The sequence below is a fragment of the Actinomadura chokoriensis genome (assembly GCF_041463665.1).
Lineage (GTDB): Bacteria > Actinomycetota > Actinomycetes > Streptosporangiales > Streptosporangiaceae > Spirillospora > Spirillospora chokoriensis_A.
Genome location: NZ_JAXCEJ010000002.1, coordinates 481,531 through 505,201, shown reverse-complemented (window position 1 = coordinate 505,201; position 23,671 = coordinate 481,531). Strand labels below are relative to the sequence as shown.

General features: G+C 72.9%; 20 protein-coding genes. 12 read left to right on the top strand and 8 right to left on the bottom strand.

Features of this window, described 5'->3' with window-relative positions:
- The first annotated feature begins 1 nt into the window (after position 1).
- From SM418_RS05780 to SM418_RS05755, 6 genes are read left to right on the top strand one after another with little or no spacing between them, the layout of a single operon-like run.
- Positions 2 to 979 carry an STM4015 family protein gene (locus SM418_RS05780; RefSeq protein WP_371939545.1) on the top strand — a complete coding sequence of 326 codons (978 nt, stop codon included), beginning with the start codon at positions 2 to 4 and terminating at the stop codon, positions 977 to 979.
- On the top strand, positions 976 to 1,944 hold the full coding sequence (locus tag SM418_RS05775) for an STM4015 family protein (protein ID WP_371939544.1): 969 nt from the start codon (positions 976 to 978) through the stop codon (positions 1,942 to 1,944). Before SM418_RS05780 ends, SM418_RS05775 begins: the two co-directional genes overlap by 4 nt.
- Positions 1,941 to 3,005, top strand: a complete 1,065-nt coding sequence (locus SM418_RS05770; protein WP_371939543.1) for an STM4014 family protein — start codon at positions 1,941 to 1,943, stop codon at positions 3,003 to 3,005. Before SM418_RS05775 ends, SM418_RS05770 begins: the two co-directional genes overlap by 4 nt.
- The gene (locus SM418_RS05765; protein ID WP_371939542.1) at positions 2,993 to 3,793 is read left to right on the top strand and encodes an STM4013/SEN3800 family hydrolase; all 801 of its coding nucleotides are present in this window, start codon (positions 2,993 to 2,995) and stop codon (positions 3,791 to 3,793) included. Before SM418_RS05770 ends, SM418_RS05765 begins: the two co-directional genes overlap by 13 nt.
- Complete coding sequence (locus tag SM418_RS05760) at positions 3,790 to 5,121, top strand: STM4012 family radical SAM protein (RefSeq protein WP_371939540.1); 1,332 nt, start codon at positions 3,790 to 3,792, stop codon at positions 5,119 to 5,121. The genes SM418_RS05765 and SM418_RS05760 overlap by 4 nt, the downstream gene beginning before the upstream one ends.
- Entirely contained in the window at positions 5,121 to 5,975 is an 855-nt protein-coding gene (locus SM418_RS05755; protein ID WP_371939539.1) for an STM4011 family radical SAM protein, read from the top strand. The genes SM418_RS05760 and SM418_RS05755 overlap by 1 nt, the downstream gene beginning before the upstream one ends.
- Positions 5,976 to 6,072: 97 nt before the next feature.
- Here SM418_RS05755 and SM418_RS05750 read toward each other — a convergent pair whose 3' ends face one another.
- Genes SM418_RS05750 through SM418_RS05740 form a run of 3 tightly spaced genes read right to left on the bottom strand, consistent with a single transcriptional unit; the run spans position 6,073 to position 9,042 of the window.
- On the bottom strand, positions 6,073 to 7,221 hold the full coding sequence (locus SM418_RS05750) for a DUF6745 domain-containing protein (protein WP_371939537.1): 1,149 nt from the start codon (positions 7,219 to 7,221) through the stop codon (positions 6,073 to 6,075).
- A gap of 11 nt (positions 7,222 to 7,232) precedes the next feature.
- The gene (locus SM418_RS05745) at positions 7,233 to 7,559 is read right to left on the bottom strand and encodes a DUF8820 family protein (RefSeq protein ID WP_371939536.1); all 327 of its coding nucleotides are present in this window, start codon (positions 7,557 to 7,559) and stop codon (positions 7,233 to 7,235) included.
- 55 nt (positions 7,560 to 7,614) lie between these two features.
- Complete coding sequence (locus SM418_RS05740) at positions 7,615 to 9,042, bottom strand: threonine/serine exporter family protein (RefSeq protein WP_371939534.1); 1,428 nt, start codon at positions 9,040 to 9,042, stop codon at positions 7,615 to 7,617.
- A 95-nt stretch (positions 9,043 to 9,137) separates the two neighbouring features.
- On the opposite strand from SM418_RS05740, the gene SM418_RS05735 reads away from it, so the two are divergent.
- Positions 9,138 to 11,231, top strand: a complete 2,094-nt coding sequence (locus SM418_RS05735) for a RecQ family ATP-dependent DNA helicase (RefSeq protein WP_371939533.1) — start codon at positions 9,138 to 9,140, stop codon at positions 11,229 to 11,231.
- A 52-nt stretch (positions 11,232 to 11,283) separates the two neighbouring features.
- On the opposite strand, the gene SM418_RS05730 is transcribed toward SM418_RS05735, so the two are convergent.
- On the bottom strand, positions 11,284 to 11,796 hold the full coding sequence (locus tag SM418_RS05730; RefSeq protein ID WP_371939531.1) for a pyridoxamine 5'-phosphate oxidase family protein: 513 nt from the start codon (positions 11,794 to 11,796) through the stop codon (positions 11,284 to 11,286).
- Positions 11,797 to 12,476: 680 nt separating this feature from the next.
- Here SM418_RS05730 and SM418_RS05725 point away from each other — a divergent pair.
- Positions 12,477 to 13,496, top strand: coding sequence for a LysR family transcriptional regulator (locus SM418_RS05725; protein ID WP_371939529.1), 1,020 nt, complete (start codon positions 12,477 to 12,479; stop codon positions 13,494 to 13,496).
- A gap of 8 nt (positions 13,497 to 13,504) precedes the next feature.
- On the opposite strand, the gene SM418_RS05720 is transcribed toward SM418_RS05725, so the two are convergent.
- On the bottom strand, positions 13,505 to 14,428 hold the full coding sequence (locus tag SM418_RS05720) for a carbohydrate kinase family protein (RefSeq protein ID WP_371939528.1): 924 nt from the start codon (positions 14,426 to 14,428) through the stop codon (positions 13,505 to 13,507).
- 168 nt (positions 14,429 to 14,596) lie between these two features.
- On the opposite strand from SM418_RS05720, the gene SM418_RS05715 reads away from it, so the two are divergent.
- The 4 genes from SM418_RS05715 to SM418_RS05700 all read left to right on the top strand — a co-directional run bounded on the left by SM418_RS05715 (position 14,597) and on the right by SM418_RS05700 (position 20,180).
- Positions 14,597 to 17,062, top strand: a complete 2,466-nt coding sequence (locus tag SM418_RS05715) for a bifunctional acetate--CoA ligase family protein/GNAT family N-acetyltransferase (protein WP_371939527.1) — start codon at positions 14,597 to 14,599, stop codon at positions 17,060 to 17,062.
- A gap of 415 nt (positions 17,063 to 17,477) precedes the next feature.
- The gene (locus tag SM418_RS05710; protein ID WP_371939526.1) at positions 17,478 to 18,059 is read left to right on the top strand and encodes a DUF5998 family protein; all 582 of its coding nucleotides are present in this window, start codon (positions 17,478 to 17,480) and stop codon (positions 18,057 to 18,059) included.
- Positions 18,060 to 18,177: 118 nt separating this feature from the next.
- Positions 18,178 to 19,278 (top strand): alkaline phosphatase family protein, encoded by a 1,101-nt coding sequence (locus SM418_RS05705; RefSeq protein WP_371939524.1) that lies wholly within the window; start codon positions 18,178 to 18,180, stop codon positions 19,276 to 19,278.
- Between the two features lie 71 nt (positions 19,279 to 19,349).
- The gene (locus tag SM418_RS05700) at positions 19,350 to 20,180 is read left to right on the top strand and encodes a sulfurtransferase (RefSeq protein ID WP_371939523.1); all 831 of its coding nucleotides are present in this window, start codon (positions 19,350 to 19,352) and stop codon (positions 20,178 to 20,180) included.
- A gap of 11 nt (positions 20,181 to 20,191) precedes the next feature.
- Here the strand turns inward: SM418_RS05700 and SM418_RS05695 are convergent, their stop codons facing one another.
- The 3 genes from SM418_RS05695 to SM418_RS05685 are packed head-to-tail and all read right to left on the bottom strand — an operon-like array spanning position 20,192 to position 23,669.
- Complete coding sequence (locus SM418_RS05695; RefSeq protein ID WP_371939521.1) at positions 20,192 to 22,702, bottom strand: CHAT domain-containing protein; 2,511 nt, start codon at positions 22,700 to 22,702, stop codon at positions 20,192 to 20,194.
- Complete coding sequence (locus SM418_RS05690; RefSeq protein WP_371939520.1) at positions 22,699 to 23,148, bottom strand: hypothetical protein; 450 nt, start codon at positions 23,146 to 23,148, stop codon at positions 22,699 to 22,701. Before SM418_RS05690 ends, SM418_RS05695 begins: the two co-directional genes overlap by 4 nt.
- The gene (locus SM418_RS05685; RefSeq protein WP_371939519.1) at positions 23,145 to 23,669 is read right to left on the bottom strand and encodes an RNA polymerase sigma factor; all 525 of its coding nucleotides are present in this window, start codon (positions 23,667 to 23,669) and stop codon (positions 23,145 to 23,147) included. Before SM418_RS05685 ends, SM418_RS05690 begins: the two co-directional genes overlap by 4 nt.
- Positions 23,670 to 23,671: the final 2 nt, after the last annotated feature.

Genomic DNA, 23,671 nt, shown 5'->3' with positions numbered 1-23,671 from the left:
CATGGGCGTTTATCAGCACCTTGAGGAATATGTCGGCCTGCCGGTCATCACGTTCAACGAGGACACGGACGTGGCGGAGACCGGTGAGGGCGACGGCGAGGGCGACGGCCACGGCGCCGGCGGCGACCCGCTGCCGCCGGCGGGCGAGGTCGCCTGGTCCGTCGGGACGTCCTTCGACGAGGAGGCGTTCGGCGACGTCTTCGCGCGGTTCCTGCGGACGGTCGACACCGCCGAGGTCACGGCGCTGATCATCGGCTACTGGGGGGCGTCCTACGACTCCGGCGCCGCCGACCCGGTGGCGCTGCTCACCGAGGTCGCCGGCTCCTTCCCGAAGCTGCGGGCCCTGTTCCTCGGCGACATCACCGGTGAGGAGTCGGAGATCTCCTGGATCGAGCACTCCGACATCACGCCGCTGTTCGCCGCGTTCCCCGACCTGGAGCGGTTCGAGGTGCGCGGCGCGCAGGGCCTCGGCCTCGACCCGATCAAGAGCGACCGGCTGAAGGTGCTGCGGTTCGAGTCGGGCGGGCTGCCGGCCGGGGTCGTCCGGGCCGTCGGGGCGAGCGAGCTGCCGAACCTGGAGCACCTCGACCTGTGGCTCGGCGAGGACAACTACGGCGGCGACGCGACGGTCGCCGACCTCGCGCCCTTCCTCGGCGGCGAGCGGCTGCCCGCGCTGCGCCACCTCGGCCTGGAGGACAGCGAGATCCAGGACGAGATCGCCGCGGCGGTCGCTGGCGCGCCCGTCGTGGCGCGGCTGGAGTCGCTCAGCCTGGCGATGGGCGTCCTCACCGACCAGGGCGCGGAGGCGCTGCTCGCCGGGCAGCCGCTCACCCACCTGCGCGAACTCGACCTGCACCATCACTTCCTGTCCGACGCCATGGTCGAGCGGGTGAGGGCGGCGCTGCCCGGTGTCCAGGTCAATCTGGACGACCAGGAGAAGCCGGACGGCGACTGGCATTACATCGCGGTATCCGAATGATCCAGGAACGCCTCTCGACGTTCGCCGGCCTGCCCGTCCACACGTTCGACGGGGAACCGGAGGGCCCGCTGCCCGCCCCGGACGGCGTGGCGTGGGGCATCTATCACCACGTCCAGGACAACGGCGCGTGGGGGGCGGAGGTCCCCGAGAACTTCGACCTCTTCCTCCGGACGGTCGACACGACGCGGGTCACCCATCTCGTCATCGGCTACTGGGGGTTCGACTGCGAGGAGTTCGACCCGGTGGAACGGCTGGTGGACGCCGCCGACCGGCTTCCGAATCTGCGGGCGCTGTTCCTCGGCGACATCCGCGACTGGGACCTCCATCTCTCGTGGATCAAGCAGTCCGACGTGTCGCCGCTGTTCGAGGCGTTCCCGGAGCTGGAGCACTTCGAGATCCGCGGTTCCGACGGGCTGTGGTTCGAGCCGCTGCGCGGCTCGCGGCTGCGGACGCTGCGGTTCGAGGCGACCATGCTCCCGGCGGAGATCGTCTCGGCGGTGGCCGACAGCGACCTGCCCGCGCTGCGCCACCTCGACATGTGGATCGGCGTCAACCAGGTGGACGGGTGTGCGTCGGTCGACGACCTCGCGCCGATCCTGGCGGGTGACCGGCTGCCGTCGCTGCGGCGGCTCGGCCTGGAGAACGCCGCCCTTCAGGACCGGATCGCCGAGGCCGTCGCGGACGCGCCGGTCGTCGCGCGGCTGGAGTCGCTGAGCCTGGCGAGGGGCGCGCTCAGTGACGCGGGCGCGGAGGCGCTGCTGGCCGGGCACCCGCTCGGCCACCTCGGCGAACTCGATCTGCACCACCACTTCCTGTCCGACGCGATGGCCGGACGGGTGCGGGAGGCGCTGCCGGGCGTCCGGGTGAATCTGGACGAGCCGCAAGGGCGGCCGGAGTGGCTGAAGCCCAAGTGGCGCCGGTACGAGCTCGACTTGAGCGCCTCCTACATCGCGGTCGCGGAATGAACCTCGTCGTTGTGGGGACGCCCGGCGACCGCCGTCCCGCGCTGTTCGCGCAGGCGTGCCGGTCTGCCGGTCTCCCCGAGCCGCGGCTCGTTCCCTGGACGGACGTGCTGAGCGGTGCACCGCTCCCGCTGCGGGCGGGCGATCTGGTGCGCATCGACTCGCCAGGGGAGGATCGCGAAGCCGACGCGTTGCTGCGCGGTCCCGGCGAGCCGTCCCGGGTGGGCGGCGGCGCGCGCTGGTACGCGACGTTCACGGCGGGGCTGCGGCGGCTGTCCGGGGCGGCGTCGGCGGCGGGGGCGAGCGTTCTTGGCGACATCGAGGACATAGCGGTCATGTTCGACAAGCGGCTGTCGCATGCCCGGCTGCTCGCCGCCGGGGTGCCCGTCCCCGCCGCCCTGCCGGACATCAACGGGTATGCGGCGCTTCGTTCGCGGATGGAGGAGGCGGGGGAGCGGCGCGTGTTCGTCAAGCCGGCGCACGGCTCGTCCGCGTCCGGGGTCGTCGCGCTGCAGACCGCGCCGGGCCGGGTCCGGGCCGTGAGCTCGGCGTTCATGGCGGGGGACCGGCTGTTCAACTCGCTGCGCGTGCGCTCCTACGAGACCGAGGAGAAGGTTGCGGCGTTGATCGGCCTGCTCGCGCCGGACGGCCTCCACGTGGAGCGGTGGCTGCCCAAGGCCACGCTTGACGGCCGCGTGTTCGACCTGCGGGTCGTCGTCATCGACGGCGAACCCACGCATGCGGTCGTCCGGACGAGCCGTACGCCGATGACCAACCTGCATCTGGGCGGTGCCAGGGGAGACCTGGGAGCGGTCCAGCACATGCTTGGCGAAGATGGATGGCAGCGGGCACTCGACGTGTGCGCGCGGGCCGCGGCCTGTTTCCCCGGCAGTCCGATGGTCGGCGTTGACCTCCTTGTGGGGGCGGGGCTGAAACGGTTCGCGGTGTGCGAGGTGAACGCGTTCGGTGACCTGCTCCCAGGGCTGACCGGCCTCCCCGGTGGGCCCGCCGAAGGGCTCGACACCTATGCCGCGCAGATCGTGTCGCTCACATGCGCGACATGAACGACGTCATCGGCAGCCACGATCTGCTGCTGGTGACCCTCGACACGCTGCGCTACGACGTGGCCGCCGAACTGGCCGCGTCGGACGAGACGCCCACGCTCGCCGGTCTGCTGCCAGGAGGGCGCTGGGAGCGCCGTCACACGCCGGGCAGCTTCACCTACGCCGCACACGCCGCGATGCTGGCGGGGTTCATGCCGACACCCGCGGCCCCCGGGCCCCACCCGCGACTGTTCGCCGCAGCGTTCCCCGGCAGCGAGACGACCGCACCCCATACGTGGACGTTCGACGCCGCCGACCTCCCGTCCGGGCTCGCCGCCGCCGGCTACCACACCGTCTGCGTGGGCGGCGTCGGGTTCTTCAACAAGCTGACGCCGCTCGGGTCGGCGCTCCCGTCGCTGTTCGCCGAGAGCCACTGGGAGCGAGCGTTCGGAGTGACCGACCCCGAGGCGCTGCCCAACCAGATCGACCGCGTCGCCGAGATCATGGGACGTCTCCCGTCCGACCGGCGGCTGTTCCTGCTGCTGAACGTCGCGTCCCTGCACCAGCCCAACTGGTTCCACCTGCCCGGTGCCACGCAGGAGGACGGGGACACGCGCGCCAGCCACGCCGCCGCCCTCCGCCATGTCGACGCCCACATCGGCCGGCTGTTCGCGCTGATGCGCCGCCCCTGCTTCGTCATCGTCTGCTCCGACCACGGGACGGCCTACGGCGAGGACGGCCACACGGGGCACCGCATCGGCCACGAAGCCGTCTGGACCGTTCCGTACGGGGAGTTCGTTCTACCGTGAAGCCTTACCAGGGATACGTCTACGCGTACCCGCACAAGACCTCCTACCGTCCGCTGCGCCCTGCCCCTTCGCTTAGCGATGTATGGGCGGCGGAGTCGGTCGACTCGCTCTTCCTCTACCTCCACGTGCCCTTCTGCGAGATGAGGTGCGGCTTCTGCAACCTGTTCACCCGCACGGGCGCTCCTGAAGAACTGACCGGCGCCTATCTGGACGCCCTCGACCGGCAGGCGACCGCCGTACTGGACGCCCTGGACGCCCCCGTCTTCGCCACGGCCGCCTTCGGCGGGGGAACGCCGACCTACCTCACCGCACCGGAACTGGAGCGGCTCTGCGACATCGCCGCACGGTTCCACGGCTTCGGGACGATTCCGCTGGGCGTGGAGACCTCCCCCGCCACCGCGACCACCGACCGGCTGACCGTGCTCGCCGAACGCGGAACCACTCGAATCTCCATTGGCGTGCAGAGTTTCCTGGACGAAGAGGCCCGCGCCGCCGTCCGGCCCCAGAAACGCGCCGAAGTGGAGGCCGCGCTAGACCGCATCAGGGCGGTGGGCTTCCCGACCCTCAACATCGACCTCATCTACGGCATCGACGGACAGACACCTCTGACATGGATGCACTCCCTGGAGGCTGCCCTTGCCTGGCACCCAGAGGAGATCTACCTGTATCCCCTCTACGTCCGTCCGCTGACCGGCCTGGGGCGTCGTGCCCAAGACTGGGACGACCAGCGCCTCACCCTGTATGGCATCGGCCGTGACCGCCTTCTGGCCGAAGGCTACGAGCAGGTGTCGATGCGGATGTTCCGCCTGCCTGGCAGCGGCGCCAACGCGGGCGACCGGGCCACTGTCAGCGCCAACGACAGGGCCACTGGCAGGGCCAACGGCACGGAGTACTGCTGCCAGACCGATGGCATGGTCGGCCTGGGATGCGGAGCCCGTTCCTACACGTCCCGCCTGCACTACTCATTCGAATACGCGGTCGGCGCCGGCCAGGTGCGCTCCATCATCGACTCCTATGTGAGCGAGACGGACTTCACCACCGCACGCGTGGGATTCGAACTGGACGACGAAGAAGAACGCCGCCGCCACCTCGTCCAATCGTTGCTCCAGGCGCCGGGGGTCGACCGGGTGGCTTACCGTGCGCGCTTCGGCACCGACCCGCTGGACGACTTCGCCGACCTCGCATCGTTCGCCGACCGTGGATGGCTGGAGACGTCCGTCACCACCGTGCGTCTCACCCCGGAAGGGCTCGCCTACTCCGACGCCATCGGGCCCGCCCTCTTCTCCTCCCACGTCCAGGCGCTCATGGACTCCTACGAGGCTCGCTGATGGACCACCTCACCATGCTCTACCGGGGCCCCCTCGCCAGTTGCGACTACGACTGCCCGTACTGCCCCTTCGCCAAGCGCCGCGACACTCCGGCCCAGCTCCGCACCGACCGTGCCGCGCTCGAGCGCTTCACAGAATGGGTCTCCACTCGCGACCACCCGATCTCCGTCCTGTTCACCCCATGGGGCGAGGGCCTGGTGCGCTCCTGGTACAGGCAGGCCCTCACCACACTGAGCCACCTACCGCACGTCGAACGGGTGGCGATCCAGACCAACCTCAGCCACCGCGTCTCGTGGACGTCCGGCGCGGACCTCACCCGGCTCGCACTGTGGGCGACCTACCATCCCGGCCAGGTCCCCTACGAACGCTTCCTGGGCAAATGCCGCGACCTGAAGGCACGCGGCGTCCGCTTCAGCGTCGGCATCGTCGGGCAACCCGACCACCTCGACGCCGCCCGCCGCCTGCGCGCCGACCTCCCCACCGGCACGTACCTGTGGGTCAACGCCGCGGAAGGACTCACCTACTCCGACGCCGAAGCCGCTTCCTGGACCGAGATCGACCCGCTCTTCCCGCTCAGCCGCCGCCCCCACGCCAGCCGCGGCCTCCCCTGCCGTACGGGAGAGACGGTCGTGTCCGTGGACGGCGACGGCACGGTTCGCCGCTGCCACTTCGTACCGTCCGTCCTGGGCAACCTGTACGACGGCTCCTTCAGGGCCGCTCTGGCCCCGCGCCCCTGCCCGCTCGACACCTGCGACTGCCATATCGGCTACGTCCACCTGGAACCGCTGGCCCTCTACGACACCTTCGCCGACGGCATCTTGGAACGAATCCCCACCCTGCTCACCCTCCCGTAAGCGCAGACCGTCACAGGCGTCGTAGGTGATCTGAGCGGGGACAGGGGGAGAGCGGGCGTCCCTCGTGATGGGGGAAGCGCGAGGGACGCCCGCGGGCTCAGGTCTGTTTCTCGGGATGGTAGTCGGCTTCGTCCACACCGAACGTCCAGGCGACCCCCGCGCGCGCTGTGCGGGTGCCGGGCGGGACGCGCAGATAATAGGTGCGATGCGTTCCGTCGGGTTCGGGCGTGGAATTGACGACCTCGACCATGACCACGGACTCGTCGCCGGGCAGGTCGATGGACCACAGAACGCCCGTCTCGTCGCGGTGCAGGGGACGCGCGCCGGTCTCGGCCAGGTAGCGGTCGTACCCGAAGATCTCCAGCATGACGCGGCGCAACTCGGCGTTCTCCTCGGAGGAGATGCGGCCCGGCGTCAGCCCGGTCAGCGAGGAGACGAAATCGGGCGGGATCGGCATGCCGCGCCAGGCGTGCAGTGCGAATCCGTCCGGATAGGCGAGGGCGGGACCGTCGCCCCGGTGCAGCCGTCCGGGCTCGTCCCGATACAGCTCGCTGGGACGTTCCGAAAGGATCACCAGCCGCTCGTAGGGCCACCACCAGCCGGCCGAGCGGGCGACCTCCGCGAGGCCGGAAAGCGGGCCGTCCAGCCGTCCGAGCGACTCGAACAGCGCCAGCCAAGGCGCGTCGTGCTGCCCTAGGACAGCGTCGAGGGTGGCGGCGCGCAGCAGGGAGGCGACGCGCTCCTGCTCGGTGGCGGGAAGCGGGCTCCCGGCCCCGAGCGCGGCATGGGCCTGCTCGCCGACGGCGGCGCGCACCCGCGTGACGAGCGACTGGACCTGGTTCCAGAGCAGGCCCCCGGTGTCGGCCCACGTGCGCGGCCACTGCTCCGGCCCCTGTTCGGAGCAGGCCGCCGCACGTTCCGCCTCCCAGGGGCGCGTACGCACGTCCGCGAGGACGCTGTTGCCCGCCGCGACCGAGCCCAGGTCGGCGTGGGCCCCCTCAAGGAGATCGCCCAGCCCCGCCGTCTTCAGGGCGTCGCCGTGCCCGGCCAGGACGGCCGCGACGACGGCGCCGCGTGCGGGAGAGGGGACCCACACGTACCGTTCGGGGGCGTCCAGGCCCGCGGCGGCGTAGGCCGCGGCCACGCCCGCCTCGGCCCGGCGCCGGTCGGCGGGACCGGTGCCGAAAGCCGCAGACTGCCAGTCGCCGACCACGTAGTGGGTCTCTCGTACCGTTCCGGTGAGCATCCCGTAACCCTTCAGTCGGCCACGACGCGGACCGCGCCGGGCACGTACTCGCGCTGGCGGATCACCCGGTACCACCCCTTGGGCAAGGTGATCGCCGCGTGCTCCTCGTGGACCAGGCGCCCGCCGGACGGCAGGTGCAGATGGTCCGGGGCGAGCGGATCGGGGACGCGCAGCAGCGTCCCGGGCGCGGACAGCGCGTGCGCGTGCCCGGTGGCCTCGCCGAGCGCCAGCACCATGCGCCCCCGGCCGTCGCGCGGGGCCGGCGGCAGGTCGCGGACGGACCGGGGGACCGCCTCCTCGGGCACGGGCAGGATCAGGATGTCTCCCTGTCGGTACATGCGGCGAACGTAACGTCCGTCACCGACAGAATGACGCCGGCGCCGGGCGGCGCGCTCAGAAGCCGCGGGTGCGGCGGGCCGCCGGACGGGCCCAGCGGCCGGACGCGCCGAGGCCGACGCGCTGGAACGCCCGGACGAACTCGCCGCCGAGGTTGACGCCCGCGGCCAGGGCGAGCGCCACGGACACCGCTCCGATCAGGCTCAGCACGCCCGTGTTCGGCGAGCCGGTGTTGAGCTCGACCATGCCCCGGTAGAGCGCGGTCCCGGGCAGGAGGGGGCCGATGGCCGGGACCACGTACGGCATGACGGGCTGCCTGTTCCTGCGGGCCAGCCAGTTCGCCGCCACACCGACGATGGTGGCCGCCACCGCCGCCGCCAGAACGGGCGGAACGTTCCACAGGCGTGCGAGGACGAACAGCACCCAGATGAGCCCCCCGCCCAGGCCCGCGGCCGTGAGCACGTACCTCGGCGCGGCGAGGGAGATCGCGAAGGTCACCGAGATGGCGGCGGCGGCGATGACGGCGACCGGTCTCAGCTCCGCAGCAGGTGTGGGCAGGTGGCTGACGTCGATCGGCACGTGCAGCGTGACCCCGATGTAGACGACCGCGCCGAGCCCCGCGACGATCGCGGCGATCATGAAGAAGACCTCCAGCACCCGGGCCCCGGCGCTGACCAGGTCGCCGGTGATGCCGTCCTGGATGCTCGCGACCAGCGGACGTCCCGGCAGCAGGGCCAGGATCGCCCCGGTCACGATCGTCGCGGCGTCCTTGGGGTTGCCCAGCGCCACCACCAGGGCCGCCGCCCCGGCGCCGATCCCGGCGGCCACCGTCAGCTGGAAGAACTCCGCGATGCCGCGCCGCGCCAGGGCGGCGGCGGTGCGGTCGCCGAGCAGCGTGGCGAAGAACGCGGTGGTCGCCACGAGCGGCCCGCCACCGGACAGCACACTGCCGGAGGCGGCGATGAGACCCAGCGATACGACCATGAGCCAGGCCGGATACGGGGGGCGGCCCGCTTTTATCTTCCCCAGCCGCTCGTGGGCGTCGTCCAGCTCCAACATGCCGATGGACGCGTCCTGGACGAGCTGGTGCAGCGCGGTGAGCCGCCAGTACGCCGGGGTACGGCGCCGGATGGCCCGTGACCCCGTCATGGGCGACGCGCCTTTCCCGGGGTGAGCCGAGACCAGAAGGCTCGTCAGCGTGACCTGTACCTCACAGCGGGGCAGTTCATAGGCGACGGCCAGACTGAGCATCGCCTCGTTGACGCGCTCGGTGGTCTCACCACTGGCCAGCAGCAGTTCGCCTACGCGCAGGACCAGGTCGATCGCCCGCGGATCGACGGTCTCGCCAGGCTCCTCCTCGGGCGGTTCGGGGGGCGCCCCGTCCATCAGGACCTGCCATGTCCGCCGCAAGCGTTCGGCCGCGCGCATTCCCCCGCCCGTGCCCCTTCCCGCCTTGTAACCGATCTTGACTGGCAGGCTACCCATGGCCCGGGCATCCGAAATCAGCGGCTTCGGACCTACCTTTTCCACAGAACGCGATTCTGGTGCGGTGTCTTCCACGGCGCTGGTACCAAGGACGCATGAGCACTCCAGACCAGCTCCGGGACGATGCCGAGCGCTGCCTGCGCGCCCTCGCCGGCGACCACGCGCGGCTCCGCGACGACCAGTGGACCGCGATCAGCGCGCTCGTCGTCGAGCGGCGCCGGGCCCTGGTCGTGCAGCGCACCGGCTGGGGCAAGTCCGCCGTCTACTTCGTGGCGACCCGGCTGCTCCGCGAGCGCGGCGCCGGCCCCACCGTGATCGTCTCGCCGCTGCTGGCGCTGATGCGCAACCAGATCGAGGCCGCCGACCGGGCCGGCATCCACGCCCGCACGATCAACTCGTCCAACACCGGCGACTGGGAGCAGATCTTCGCCGAAGTGGAGGCCGGCGAGGTCGACGTCCTGCTCGTCAGTCCCGAGCGGCTCAACAACCCCGACTTCCGCGACCTCGTCCTGCCCAAGCTCGCCGCCGGCGCCGGCCTGGTCGTCGTCGACGAGGCGCACTGCATCTCCGACTGGGGCCACGACTTCCGGCCCGACTACCGGCGGCTGCGCACCCTGCTCGCCGAGCTGCCGCCCGGAATCCCGGTGCTCGCCACCACCGCCACCGCCAACGCCCGCGTCACCAAGGACGTCGCCGAGCAGCTCGCCGGCGACGACGCCCTCGTCCTGCGCGGCACGCTCGAACGCGCGTCGCTGCACCTCGCCGTCGTCAAGCTCCCCACCGCCGAGCAGCGCATCGCCTGGCTGGAGGAGCACCTCGCCGACCTGCCGGGCTCCGGCATCATCTACACGCTCACCGTCGCCGCCGCGCACGAGATCACCGGATACCTGCGCGACCGGGGCCACGAGGTCGCCGCCTACTCCGGCCAGACCGAGCAGACCGAGCGCCTCCAGGCCGAACAAGACCTTCAGGACAACAAGCTCAAGGCGCTCGTCGCCACCAGCGCCCTCGGCATGGGCTTCGACAAACCCGACCTCGGCTTCATCGTCCACGTCGGCGCCCCGCAGTCGCCGGTGGCCTACTACCAGCAGATCGGACGAGCCGGCCGCGGCGTCGACCGCGCCGAGGTCCTCCTGCTCCCCGGCCGGGAGGACCGCGACATCTGGGCCTACTTCGCCAGCCTCGCGTTCCCGCCGGAACAGACCGTCCGCGCGACCCTGGACGTCCTCGAAGCGGCCGGCCGGCCGCTGTCCACCGGCGCTCTCGAACCGAGGGTCGACCTCACCCGGTCCCGCCTGGAGATGATGCTCAAGGTCCTCGACGTGGACGGCGCCGCCCGCCGCGTCAAGGGCGGCTGGACGTCCACCGGCGAACCCTGGTCCTACGACCGCGAACGCTACGAGCGCGTCACCGCCGAACGCCGCCGCGAGCAGCAGGCGATGCTCGACTACATCTCGACCCAGACCTGCCGGGAGGAGTACCTACGCCGCCAGCTGGACGACCCCGCCGCCGCCCCCTGCGGCCGCTGCGACAACTGCACGGGCCGCCACTGGCCCACCGACGTCACCCGGGAGAGCACCACCCAGGCCCGTGACCGGCTGCACCGTCCCGGCGTCGACATCGCACCCCGCCGCATGTGGCCCACCGGCGTCAAGGACGACCTCGGCGTCTCCGGCCGCATCAAACCCGACCTCCAGGCCGAGACGGGCCGCGCCCTCGGCCGCCTCACCGACATCGGCTGGGGCAACCGCCTCCGCGAACTGTTCGCCGGCCCCGACACGGACGTCCCCGCCGACCTGGTGGACGCGGTCGTCAAGGTCCTCACCGCGTGGGACTGGTCCGCCCGCCCCACCGGCGTCGTCACGATCGGCTCCCGCTCCCGTCCGCGCCTGGTCACCAGCTTCGGCCAGAGCATCGCCCGGATCGGCCGCCTGCCCTACCTGGGCGAGCTGACACCCCTCGGCGAGCCCGTCCCCCGCCGGCACAACAGCGCCCAACGCCTGCGCTCCGTCTGGCACGCCCTGGCCGTCCCCGAGGGCCTGGCCACCGCACTTCCCGGGAACCCGGGCCCCGTCCTCCTGGTGGACGACCGGGTGGAAACCGGCTGGACCATGACCGTGGCCACCCGCCTCCTCAAGGAGGCGGGCGCCGAATCAGTCCTTCCGCTAACCCTGGCGATTCCCAACTAGGAAGGGCACCACCACCCACCCGCCCGCGACCTCCGCCAGCCGACTCACTTCGTCAGTGGGCGGGGGTGTAGCGGGTCTGGGCGAAGGCGGAGGCGCCCTTGGCGAAGGCGAGGATCTTGGTGGGGCGGACGGCGAAGACGAGGGCCCCGCCTTCGGCGTGCCCGAAGCCGCTGTCGGTCACCTGGAACTCCCACCGGCCGTCCCATTTGGTCGCCCAGGCGGCGGTGAGCCGTTCGAGGTCGGGGCGTGCGGTGACGCGTTCGGCCGCGCCCTCGACGACCACGTCCAGGCCGCCGTCCCACCGGTTGCAGCCGGTGGTCAGGGCCACCCTGGGGTTGCCGGCGAGGTTCAGGGCCTTCTGCTCTTCGGGGCCGGTGGTGAAGTGGAGCGCGTCGTCCAGCCACACGGCGACGAGGGGAGTGACGTGAGGCCGTCCATCGGAGCGGACGGTGGTGATCCAGTACAGCTGGGCGGATTCCAGTGCCTCGAGGGTGGTCGCCCACGGGACCGGCTCGACGCCGGGGTCGCTGAAGCGTTCGTCGAGCTGGGAAATCGGGTTCTTCATGATCACTCCGATCGGTTGTGTGCGGGAAAGGCGGTGCCGACGACGCGGTGCCGACGACGCGGTCGCTCGGACGCGGCCGTCATGTCGGCGTCGCATGTTCAGCGTCGGCCGCGCCGCCGACCGCGCCCGCCCGGCCACTGGGGTCTCCGTACAGACCGCCGGGGCACCGTCTATTCATCGGTGAACCTTCGGTCTTCCCGAATCCATCGGACGGCATCCGGCGATACCGGCGGACGAAGCCGTCGGCCGGGGCCCGGCCCGCCGGGTCCTGAGTTCGGCCGGCGACCCGGGCGAGCGGGGTGATCGTGGGCCGCCCGCGCGCCCCCGTGGGCGCGGGCGGGACGATCGGGCCGGCCCGTGCGCGCGGCCCCGCGCACGGGCCGGCGTCCGGTCCCGGCGCCGCGGCGGAGAAGGGCCGCGGCGAACGGGAGCTCGGTGGCGCCGGGCGGCGGCCCCGGCGGCCGGCACCGCCGGGGCACGCCCGGGAGCGCCGCCGTCCTGAGAGGGACGGGTGACGGCGGCGGAGACAGCAGAAAGTGTTCTAGAGGTTAGAAAACTCTGTCCAGTTGTTTGCAAGAACATCTTGAGATAAGTTCAGCGGGAAATGTCATCATTTCCCGCCCGGGTGGCCGCTCGGCCATTTCCGCGGCACGTCGAAACAGGTAGTAATGTCCGTCAACGTGACCCTCGATGCGCTGCTGGATTGCCCGTCCGGGCTGCTCGACACGACGTTCGACCAGCTGCGGACCCTTCTGGTGGTGCACGAGACGGGGTCGGCGCTGCGGGCCGCGCGCGCCCTCGGCCGGGAGCAGTCGAGCGTCCAGAAGCAGCTCGACATCCTGAACCGCAACAGCCAGAGCCTCTGCGGGGAGGTGCTCACCGTCCGGCAGGGGCGCGGCAAGGACTTCCTGTTCACGCCCACCGGGGAGAGCACCGTCGAACTGGCGCGCATGACGTTCGACAAATGGCTGGAGTCCATTCATCTGAGCCGGCGCCGTCTCGGGCGGATGCTGACCGTCGGCACCACCGAGTTCACCCTGCCGATCGTCTCCCGGGCCTGGAACCGCGTCTCCGAGGAGTTCCGGCAGCGCGAGGTGGAGTTCAAGGTCGCCCACGTCCGCACCAAGGACGTGTGGTCACGCCTGGAGAACCGGCAGGTCGACCTGATCTGCGGCAGCATCGTCAGCACCCCCGAGGGCGACCTGCGCCTCAAGGAGTACGAGGTCATCGAGTACGCGCGGGGCCAGGCGCTGCTGCTGACCAACCTGCCGGAGAACGAGCTGCCGGACACGCCCGTCGAGACCAGCGGGCTCGGCCGCGTCCCGCTGGTGGTTCCGCCCGCCGGCCTGGTGGCCGACCTGCTGGCCACCTGGTACGGGCCGAACTTCCGCGACCGGCTCAACGTCGTCGCCGACATCGACGACGTCCACTACGGGCTGTCGCTGCTGCGGTCCGGGTTCGTCCGCGGCTGCATGATCGTCACCGGGTCGATCGGCCGCGGGATGGCAGCCCAGGGAGACCCCGACGCCGTCCCGCTCCGCGCCATCGGGCTCCACGACGATCTGGAGCCCAAGGCCGAACTGATGACGGGCGCCTTCGTCCGCCGCGCCGACCTGGAGCGCTACGACGCGGGGCATCCCCTCAACCGCCTCTGGGCGGCGGTGAAGGAGGACGTCCGCACCTACACCCCGCTCGCGTAGCGGGGCCGCTACTTGATCTGGTTGTCGACCACGTCGAGGGTGGGGCGGGCGCCCAGGTGCTTCATGGCCTGGGCGGCGAGGCGGCAGCCGGCGGTGAGGGCGTCGGCGGGCTGCTTGCCGTCCAGCCAGGGCGGCAGGAACCCCGCGACGAACGCGTCACCGGCGCCGGTGCCGTCGACGACCTTGTCGACGGGCTCGGCGGCGACCGTGACGGGCTCGGGCCGGCCGTTGGTGTACCAGATGGCGCCGTCGGCGCCGTTCTTGATCACGACCTGCGGGTACCAGGCGGTCAGCACCTTGGCGGCCTGCTCCGGCGTGTCGCGGCCGGTGAGGATCTCCGCCTCCTTGGCGTTGACGACGAGGAGGCGGGCGCCCTGCGTCCACTCGAGGAACGGCTCGGCGCCCATGCGCTTGAGCGGGGAGGACGAGCCGCCGTCCACCGACACCGACATCTGCGCCTGGCGGGCGAGGTCCAGGGTGTGGATGGCGGCCTTCCGGGAGCCCTCGTTCATCAGCGAGTAGCCGGACAGGTGCAGGTGGGTGCCCTGCGAGAACAGGTCCTTGCAGCGCTCGATGTCCTCGGGGAGGAGCGCGCCGTTGGCGCCCGGATCGGACAGCATCGTCCGGTCGCCCTTGTGGGTGACCATGATCACACACGTGCCGGTGGGACGTTCCTGGTCCATGACGAGGCGGGCGTCGACGCCGTACCCCATCATCTCCATGTCCCGGTTCCGGCCCGCGATGTCGGACCCGCGGCGGCCGACGAACGCGACGTCGACCCCCTCAAGGGCGAGCCAGGCCGCCACGTTGGCGCCCGAGCCGCCCCCGTGGGTCGTCACGGCGGCGGGAGTGTCGCTCCCCTTCGCCAGGGGGAACGCGGCACGCGCCACGGTGTCTGTCATAAGATCGCCGACCACGACCACGCGCGTCATGGGGTCATCACCTCGATCAACACGGCCCGCGCGAGCGGCAATTCTTGGACGTGTGGTCGACCGTAACAGCTCTTGAGCCCGGATTAGGTCTCGAACGCGCAGCGAAACCCGGGGAAGCTTAATTTTTCCCGAGCGGCCCGGGAGCGTCCGTGCCTTACCCTCGGGTACGTGACCGAGCGGTACCCGGACCAGTGGGAGGCCGACGTCGTCCTGAGCGACGGCGGGACGGCCCATCTGCGTCCCATCCGGCCCGAGGACGCGGACCTGCTGCGCTCCTTCCACGAGCGGCTGTCCCCGGAGTCGATCTACTACCGGTTCTTCTCGCCGCGCCCGCACCTGTCGGACCGTGACGTCGAGCACTTCACCACCGTCGACCACGACCGGCGCGTGGCGCTGATCGCCACGATCGCCGGGGTGATGGTGGCGGTCGTCCGCTACGACCGGCTCGGCGACCGGCCGGAGACCGCGGAGGTCGCGTTCCTGGTGGAGGACGCGCACCAGGGCCGCGGCCTCGGGGCGGTGCTGCTGGAGCACATCGCGGCGGCCGCCCGGGAGCGGGGCGTGCGGCGGTTCGTGGCGAGCGTGCTGCCCGACAACCGCCGGATGACGCGGGTGTTCCGGGAGGCGGGCTACCGGGCGGAGCAGCGGTTCGAGGAGGGCGTGATCGAGCTCGTCCTCGACCTGGAGCCGACCGACACCTCGCTGGAGGTCATGACGGCCCGCGAGCACCGGGCCGAGTCGCGGTCGATCCAGCGGCTGCTGTTCCCGGGGTCGGTCGCGGTGATCGGGGCGAGCCGCGCGGAGCACAGCGTCGGGCAGACCGTCCTGCGCAACCTGCTGTCCGGAGACTTCAGCGGGCCCGTCTACCCGGTGCATCCGACGGCGGTGGCGGTGGCGGGCGTCCGCGCGTACGCGTCCGTCCTGGAGATCCCGGACGATGTGGACCTCGCGGTCGTCGCCGTCCGTGCCGATGCCGTCCACGAGGTCGTGGGGCAGTGTGCGAGCAAGGGCGTGCGCGGCCTGGTCGTGGTGTCGTCGGGCTTCGGCGAAGTGGGCGAGGAGGGACGCGCCGCCCAGAAGGAACTGGTGAGCCTCGCGCGCGCTTACGGGATGCGCGTCGTGGGTCCCAACTGCCTGGGCATCGCCAACACCGACCCGGAGGTGCGGCTCAACGCGACCCTGGCGCCGACCATGCCGGGACGCGGACCGGTCGGTTTCTTCTCCCAGTCCGGTGCGCTCGGCATCGCCATCCTGCAGCGGACGGCCGAACGCGGCCTCGGCCTGTCCACCTTCGTCTCCGCGGGCAACAGGGCGGACGTCTCCGGCAACGACCTCATGCAGTACTGGGAGGAGGACCCGGCCACCAAGGCCGTCCTGCTGTACCTGGAGTCGCTGGGCAACCCCCGAAAGTTCGCGCGGCTGGCGCGCAGGCTCGGCCGACGCAAGCCGATCGTCGCGGTGAAGAGCGGCCGCAGCACGCAGGGCGTCCCGCTGGGGCACGCCGCGCGCGCGCTCACGCTGCCCGACCATGCGGTCAGCGCGCTGTTCGAGCAGGCCGGCGTCATCCGGGTGGAGGACCTGTCCGAGCTGTTCGACGTGGCGCAGGTGCTGGCCTACCAGCCGCTCCCGGCGGGCGACCGCATCGCGATCATCGACAACTCCAACTCGCTGGGCCTGCTGGCGCAGGACGAGGCCGCCGCGCTCGGCCTGGACGTCCGGCCGCGCATCGACCTCGGACCCAGCGCCGACGCCGACGACTACGAGGCCGCGCTCGCCGGCGCGCTCGCCGACGACACCGTCGACGCGGTCGTGGCGCTGTTCACGCCGCCGACGATCGGCGGCTACGACGTGCGCGTCCCCGGGAAGATCCTCCGGCTGGCCGCCGGCGCCGGCAAGCCGATCGTGGCGACCTACCTCGGCGGCGAGGGAATGCCCGCCGACCTGCGCATCCCCGGCCCGGACGGGATGCCCGCCGAGGGCTCGGTGCCGTCCTACCCGTCGCCGGAGGACGCGGTCCGCGCCCTGGCGTACGTGATCCGGTACGCGCAGTGGCGGCAGCGCCCCGCCGGCCGCATGCCGGTGTTCGACGACGTGGACCGCGACCGCGCGCGCGTCCTGGTGGCGGAGTGGCTCGGCGACGGACCGGTCGACGTTTCGCCGAAGCAGGCCGCGGAGCTGCTCGGCTGCTACGGCATCGAGGTCGGCGAAGGCGGGGTCGGTGTAAGCGGTGCCGGCGAAGGCGGGGACGGGGTGCCGACCCGCATCGTGGTCAGGGAGGACCGCTCGTTCGGCGCGCTGATCTCGTTCGGCATCGCCGAGGAGACCGCCGACCTGCTGGACGACCGCGCCTACCGCCTGTCGCCGCTCGCCGACGTGGAGGCGGCGGAGATGATCCGCGCGATCCGCACCGCCCCGTTGCTGCTCGGCCACCGGGGCGCCGAGCCGGTGTGCGTCGCGGCCCTGGAGCGGCTGCTGCTGCGGGCGTCCCGCCTCGGCTACGACCTCCCCGAGGTGGCGCGGCTGGAGCTGAACCCGGTCGTGGTGGACGCGTCCGGCGCCACGGTGCGCGAGGTGAAGCTGACGCTGGAGCGCCCCCTCGGCCCGCGCGCCGAGATGGCCCCCCGCCGCCTCTGACCCCCGCCGCCTAGCCCGGTGGCGTCGGCGGGTGCGGATCCGGAGTGGGCGGGACGGGGTCGGGTTCGGGGCCCGGCGGAATCGGCTCCGGCGGTGGCGCCGGCGGCGTCGGCTCCGGGGCGGGGCCGGGCGGTACGGGTTCCGGGGCGGGTCCGGGCGGCACGGGCTCAGGCGAGGGCCCCGGCGGGACGGGGCCGGGCGGCCGCGGCGGGGGTCCCGGGGTCGGGCCGGGCGGCGGCTCGGGCGGCACCGGCGGCTGGGGTGTGGGGGCCGGATCCGGGGTGGGCGGCGGCACGGGAGGCGGGGTCGGCAGTGGATGCTCGTCCATGCCTGCCCCCTACCCAGCGGGCGCGGGAATGACCGCGTGCCGAGACGGTCATGTGCGCGTCCGTCCCGGACAGGGCAGGATGGGGCCATGAGGGAAACCCGAGCGACCGCGAGCGGGTTGCGCACGGCGATCGAGCGCAGCGGTTACTACCCGGCCCTGGTCGCGGACGCGGTCGAGTCGGCCGTCGGCGACGAGCGCGTCGTCTCCTATGTCGTCCACCACGAGGCGACGTTCGACCCCGCGATGGAGGTGCGGCGGCACGTGACGGTGCTCGTGCTGTCCGCCGCGCGGCTGCTGGTGTGCCACACCGACGAGCACCCGCCCGGCGAGGGAATGGCCCAGCCGCACGCGTCCACCACCACCGAGGCCGTCAAGCTGGAACGCGTCCAGTCGGTCGCGGTGACCCGGGTCGTCCCGGACCCCGCGTCCTACGTGCCGGGGGTGCCGCCCACCGAGGTCGTGCTGACCATCGGCTGGGGCGCCATCGCCCACATCGACCTCGAACCGGCGACGTGCGGCGACGAGAACTGCGAGGCCGACCACGGCTACACCGGCAGCGTCACGGCCGACGACCTGTCCCTGCGGGTCAGCGAGGCGGCGGACGGCGCGGACGCGGTGGCCCAAGTGCTGGCGTTCGCCGAGGAGCTGTCGGCGGCGACCGCGCGGTGACCGGAGCGGAGCGCCAGCGGAGCGGAGGGAGCCGGGCGGTCTGCTTGGTCGGGGGTGTGGGGGTCGCCCCCCACGAGCAGGGCGGTCCGCGGTGAGTGGAGCGGCTCCGGAGCCGCCCGTGCCGCGGTACGGGTCCGGCGCGCTCGCTGACCTGCCGGTCTCGGTGCTGGCGTCGCTGGGCGTCCCGGGCACGGTGAACGTGCTGGGCCTGCCCGGCCTGCCGCGCGCCTGCGTGCTGCTCGTCGACGGGCTCGGCTGGGAGCAGCTCAAGGCCCACCCGGACGAGGCGCCCTACCTGAACGCGATGGACGGCGGCCCGATCACGGCCGGTTTCCCCGCGACCACCGTCACCAGCCTCGCCTCGCTGGGGACCGGCGCGCCGCCCGGCGGGCACGGGCTGCTCGGCCTGCAGGTGGCGATCCCCGGCGCCGGCCGGCTGCTGAACTGCCTGCACTGGAAGGACGACGACCCCGACCCGGCCGCGTTCCAGCCCGTCCCGACCGCGTACGAGCGGGCCGCGGCGGACGGCGTCGAGGTCGGGTACGTGTCGCTGCGCCAGTACCGGCGTTCCGGGCTGACCCGCGCGACGGCCCGCGGCGCCGACTACCTGTCCGCCGAGGGCCTGGGGCAGCTCGTCGGACGCGCCGAGATGGCGCTGCGCCGGGGCGACCGCTCCTACGTGACCGTGTACCACGCCGACCTCGACGCGACCGGTCACCGGTTCGGCGCCGGGTCCGCCGACTGGCGGCACCAGCTCCGGTTCGTGGACATGCTCGTCCAGCGGATCGCGGCCGTCCTGCCGCCCGGTTCGGCCCTGTACGTGACGGCCGACCACGGCATGGTCGACCCCTCCGAGCGGGTCGACGCCGACACCGTCCCCGAACTGCAGGACGGGGTCGCGCTCCTCGGCGGGGACGCCCGCTGCCGCTACGTCTACAGCGAGCCGGGCGCCCACGACGACGTGCTCGCCGCCTGGACGGAGCTGCTCGGCGGCCGGGCCTGGGTCCTGCCGCGCGACAAGGCCGTGGCGGACGGCTGGTTCGGCCCGCTCGGCGACGGGATGGCGGAACGCATCGGCGACGTGATCGCCGTCCCGCACGGCGATCTCGCGATCGTCGCGTCCGAGCGGGAACCGTGGCTGAACCGGATGGTCGGCATGCACGGCTCACTCGTCCCGGCCGAGCAGCTCGTCCCGCTGCTGACGACGTCCCGTCCCTGACACCCCGCGGATGTGAGATGAACCAGGCTTCGCCCCTCCCTAATCCGTGCGACGGCGGTCAAACTGGCCCTGTGCACCCTCTCATCGAAGTGCCCGCGCTGGACCGGCTGCTCCGGCGGCAGACACCCGTGGTCCTGCTGGACGTCCGATGGCATCTGGCGGGGCCGCCGGGGATCGAGTCCTACCGGAGGGGGCACCTGCCCGGCGCCGTCTTCGTCGACCTCGACCGCGACGTGGCCGGGCCGCCCGGCCCCGGCGGCCGGCACCCGCTGCCCGGCCCGGTCGTCTTCGAGTCGGCGATGCGCCGCGCCGGCGTGTCGCAGGACAGCATGGTCGTGGTCTACGACGATGCCGACTCGACGTCCGCGGCCCGCGTCTGGTGGTCGCTGCGCTACTTCGGGCATGAGCGGGTCCGCGTCCTGGACGGCGGCTACCGCGCCTGGACGGAGGCGGGCCACCGGGTGAGCACCGCCGAACCCGAGGTCAAGCCGGGCGACTTCATCGCCAACCCGGGCCGTCTGCCCGTCCTGGACGCAGAGGGCGCGGCCGAGCTGGCCAGGGCGGGCGTCCTCCTGGACGCCCGCGCCGCCGAGCGCTACCGCGGCGAGCAGGAACCGGTCGATCCGGTCGCCGGGCACATCCCGGGCGCCCGCAACGCGCCCACGTCCGGCAACGTCGGCGTGGACGGCCGCTTCCTGCCGCCCGAACTGCTGCGCGAGCGCTTCGCGAAGCTCGGCGCGACCGACGCCCTGGACGTCGGCGCCTACTGCGGCTCTGGCGTCACCGCCGCCCACGAGATCCTCGCCCTCAACCTCGCCGGCATCCCCGCCGCCCTTTATGTCGGGTCCTGGTCCAACTGGGTGACCGACCCGTCCAACCCCGTGGCCACCGGCGACGACTGACCCGCCGGGCGTCAGCCGGCGCCCATGACCAGGAAGCCGGCCGTCGCCGGGCTGCGGGGAAGGTCCGCCAGCGCCCGGGACGGGGACCGTCCGCCCTTGACGGCGGTGTGGAAGGCGGACATGAACTCCGGCGTGGCGTCGTCGCGGACGGGGGAGACGCTGGCGATCACCGTGGCGGTGCCGAGGGCGAGCAGGGAGCCGGCCATGCCGAGGACGGCGTCGCCCCCGTCGGCGCGGCCGATGTCGCAGGCGGACAGGACGACCAGGTGCGGCGGGGCGGCCAGCTCGTCGAGGTCGTGCACCATCAGCGGGCCGTCGGCGAGGCGGAGCCGGGAGAACAGGGCATTGCCCTCGCGGAACTCGCCGTGGGCCGCGATGTGGGCGACGGCCGCGCCGTCGAGGGCGTCCCGGACGGGTTCGGCGCGCGCGTCCATGCCATCGAGGACGAGGGCATGCGGATGCAGGCGCCGGAGAGCGGCGATCTCCCGTTCGGCGTGCCGCAGGCCGGGACCCACCGCGAGGACGGTGTGCCCGTCGGTCGGGGGCGGCTTGCGGGCGTGGAGCCAGGCGCCCGCGGACGGGACGATGGTGAACGGGCGTCCGGCGAGCGACGGCAGCACGGCCCAGGGGAGTCCGTGGAGGGGGCCGGTCGGGGCGATGACGAGATCGCGGTCGCCGAGGACGGGAAGCAGCGGGGCGAGCAGGAGCCGGTCGAGGCGTCCGGCCGCGTCGGTGAGGGCGGCGAGCGCCGGCGGGTCGTCCGCCTCGGCGAGGCGGCGCGCCGCGAACCGGATGACGTCGATCTCGCGCCGGGCGGTGGCGCATGCCCCGAGGTGGTGGCGGCGGGGCAGGCCGTCCGCGACGGTGACGGCGTGCTGTTCCCCGTCGATCGCGACCAGTTCGACGAGGGCGCGCTCGCCGAGCGCCGCCGCGATCTCCGATGTCCCGGCGGAGCGGGGCGCGGCGGACGCCCCGGACGGCCTGCGGCGCGTGCGGGAGCGGATCCGCGCCTCCAGTTCCGCCACGTCGGGGGAGAGCGCGGACGGAACACCGCCGCGGGCGGTGTCGGCCGTGTGGTCGACGCTGAGGACGCGCAGCGTGGCCAGCGCGGCGGCGCGCTCGGGGTCCTTCGGCGGACGCACCCGCACCGGGCGCGCGATCGCCCGCCGCCGTTCCTCGACGTCGAGCACCTCCCGCGCCGAACGGGCGAGGCCGAGACCGAATTCGGCCAGCTCCGTGGCGAGCCCCGCCGCGCGGGCGCGCAGATCGAGCGCACCGAGAACCTCCGCGTGGTCTTCGGTGACCTGGAGCCCGAACCTGACGGCGGCCACCGCGCCCCGGTGGTCGTCCCGCGCCGCGCGTTCGAGGGCAAGGGCGTGCCAGGCGGCGATCCGGGTGGACGCACGGCCGCGGGCGCGTCCGACGGACGACAGCAGGTGCCCGGCAGGTCTGCCCAGCGTCAGCGCCACGCGCGCGGCGACGATGCGGGCCTCGTCGGCGGCGTCGGGCCAGCCGCCGTCCTCCAGCCGCTCGGCCGTCGCCGCAGCCGAACGCAGCAGGACCGGCGACCGCTCACCGGACGCCCACCTGGCCTTGAGTAGTACGTGCTCGGCCAGGAGCATCCAGCCGGGGCGTTCCTGCACGGCGAACGTGGTGCGGGCATGCTCGGCCGCGTCCGTGGCCTGTTCCGGGTTGCCGTCAGCCAGTTCGGCGTGGGCGAGGAGCAGGAAACCGTCCGCGACGTCGCACGCGTACCCGTTCGCCATGGCCGCGTCCAAGGCGGCGGTGAGGACTGGACGTGCCTCACCCGGCAGACCGGCCATGATGAGCGTCTCCGCCTGGTCGAACCGGCACTGCGCAAGGCGCTCACCGGTAAGCCCCGGTTCCGCTTCGGCGAAGAGGTGAAGCGCGCGCGGGACGTCCCCACGCCGAGACACAGCGAAGGCCAGGTTGCCCTTGGACATGGCCGTCTGATGACGAAGCCCAGCGGTCTCACCCACCGCGACGGCCTCTGACAGAGCCTCCTCCGCGCCGTCGTAGTCACCACGAAAGGCCAGTGCAAGGCCCAGGTTGGTGAGGAGACCGTTCAGCACGGCCGGGTCATGCCCTTGGCGTAGACGGGGCAAGGCGTTCGCGGCCACTTCCCTTGCCTCGTCCAGAAGCCCTGCGCGAGCCAGAGCGCACGCCTTGTTCGCGGCCAGCCGGTCTGCGTCCGGGCCATGCAGGACGGCCTCGGCCTCACGCGCATGGGCGAGCGCCTCATTCACGGCACCACGCGCGGTGAGCAGGCCGACGAGGTTCATCCGGACCTGTGCCGCCTCATAGCCCTCGGCCATGTGCAGGGCACGGTCCAGGTAGGCGAGGCCCTCCTCCAGGCGCCCCAGCTCCTTGGCCGCCAGCCCCGCCACCCTCAGCGCGAGGACGCCGCCGCCGTTCTCCAGCAGGTCCCGTGCACGAGTGAGAGCGGTCGCCGGATCCACCGCGGCCATCCACAGCAGCGCGCGCTCGTCCCGCCCGGTCACAGGTGGATCCAGCTGGTCACGATGGAGGAGCCGTCCTCCAGCCGGAACACGAGGCTGACCAGGCCCTCCGGGACGCGCGGGACGCAGAACAGCCCGGCGGCCTCGGCGTGGGCCGTGACGCCGTCCGGCGGCAGGTCCCGGTGCCGGACCTCGACGACCGCCGCGCGGGGCGGGACGAGCCGCCCGGTGATCTCCCGGTGCCGGCCGTCCTCGGCGATCTCGATCTCCACCGTCGAGCCCGGACACGTGAACGTCAGCGTCCGGCCCGCCGCGCCGCGCACCCCGGCCGCGGCCCGGACGGGCCGGTCGTGCTCCAGCTCCGCCAGCGTCGCGGACGCCGTTCGCCAGGCGATCGACGCGCGCGCCGCCGCCAGCACGTGCGGCGGCACCGGGTCCAGGATCTCGAACGCGTCCCGGACTCCCGACATCAGCTCGTCGTCGTTCACGGGACCAGCCTCCGCAGCGCGTCCAGGCACCGCGCCCGGGTCGGCGCGACGCTGCCGACCGGAATGCCGAGCGCGGCGGCCAGCTCGGCGTGGCTCGGCGCCAGCGCGAACAGCCGCAGCAGCGTCCGGCAGCGGCGCGGCAGCGTGTCGAGCGCGGCGCCGACCCGGCCGAGCCGGTCGCGCGCCGCGACGACCCGTTCGGGGCCCGGCTCCGGCTGCCGCGGCGCGGGCACCAGCGGCAGGTCGCGGCTCCTGCGCCGCACCAGCCGCAGGCTCTCGTTCCGCGCCGTCGTGGCGAGCCAGCACCCCATCGCGGACGGGTCGCGCAACCCGTCGATCCGTTCCACCAGCCGGAGCCACGTGGTCTGCACCACGTCGCCCGAATCGGCGTCGTTCAATCCGTGCGAGCGGGCGATCGACCACAGCAGCGCGCTGTGCCGCTCGACCAGCCGGGCCCACGCGTCGCCGTCGCCGTCGCGTGCCCGGACCACCAGCTCGTCCGTTCCGTCCCTCTGGGCCACCG

Excerpts from the sequence above, each read along its gene's own strand:
- SM418_RS05780 (WP_371939545.1), top strand. The coding sequence starts at position 2 with ATGGGCGTTTATCAGCACCTTGAGGAATATGTCGGCCTGCCGGTCATC.
- SM418_RS05730 (WP_371939531.1), bottom strand. The coding sequence starts at position 11,796 with ATGAAGAACCCGATTTCCCAGCTCGACGAACGCTTCAGCGACCCCGGC.
- SM418_RS05775 (WP_371939544.1), top strand. The coding sequence starts at position 976 with ATGATCCAGGAACGCCTCTCGACGTTCGCCGGCCTGCCCGTCCACACG.
- SM418_RS05735 (WP_371939533.1), top strand. The coding sequence starts at position 9,138 with ATGAGCACTCCAGACCAGCTCCGGGACGATGCCGAGCGCTGCCTGCGC.
- SM418_RS05740 (WP_371939534.1), bottom strand. The coding sequence starts at position 9,042 with ATGGGTAGCCTGCCAGTCAAGATCGGTTACAAGGCGGGAAGGGGCACG.
- SM418_RS05745 (WP_371939536.1), bottom strand. The coding sequence starts at position 7,559 with ATGTACCGACAGGGAGACATCCTGATCCTGCCCGTGCCCGAGGAGGCG.
- SM418_RS05770 (WP_371939543.1), top strand. The coding sequence starts at position 1,941 with ATGAACCTCGTCGTTGTGGGGACGCCCGGCGACCGCCGTCCCGCGCTG.
- SM418_RS05720 (WP_371939528.1), bottom strand. The coding sequence starts at position 14,428 with ATGACGCGCGTGGTCGTGGTCGGCGATCTTATGACAGACACCGTGGCG.
- SM418_RS05765 (WP_371939542.1), top strand. The coding sequence starts at position 2,993 with ATGCGCGACATGAACGACGTCATCGGCAGCCACGATCTGCTGCTGGTG.
- SM418_RS05750 (WP_371939537.1), bottom strand. The coding sequence starts at position 7,221 with ATGCTCACCGGAACGGTACGAGAGACCCACTACGTGGTCGGCGACTGG.
- SM418_RS05755 (WP_371939539.1), top strand. The coding sequence starts at position 5,121 with ATGGACCACCTCACCATGCTCTACCGGGGCCCCCTCGCCAGTTGCGAC.
- SM418_RS05710 (WP_371939526.1), top strand. The coding sequence starts at position 17,478 with ATGAGGGAAACCCGAGCGACCGCGAGCGGGTTGCGCACGGCGATCGAG.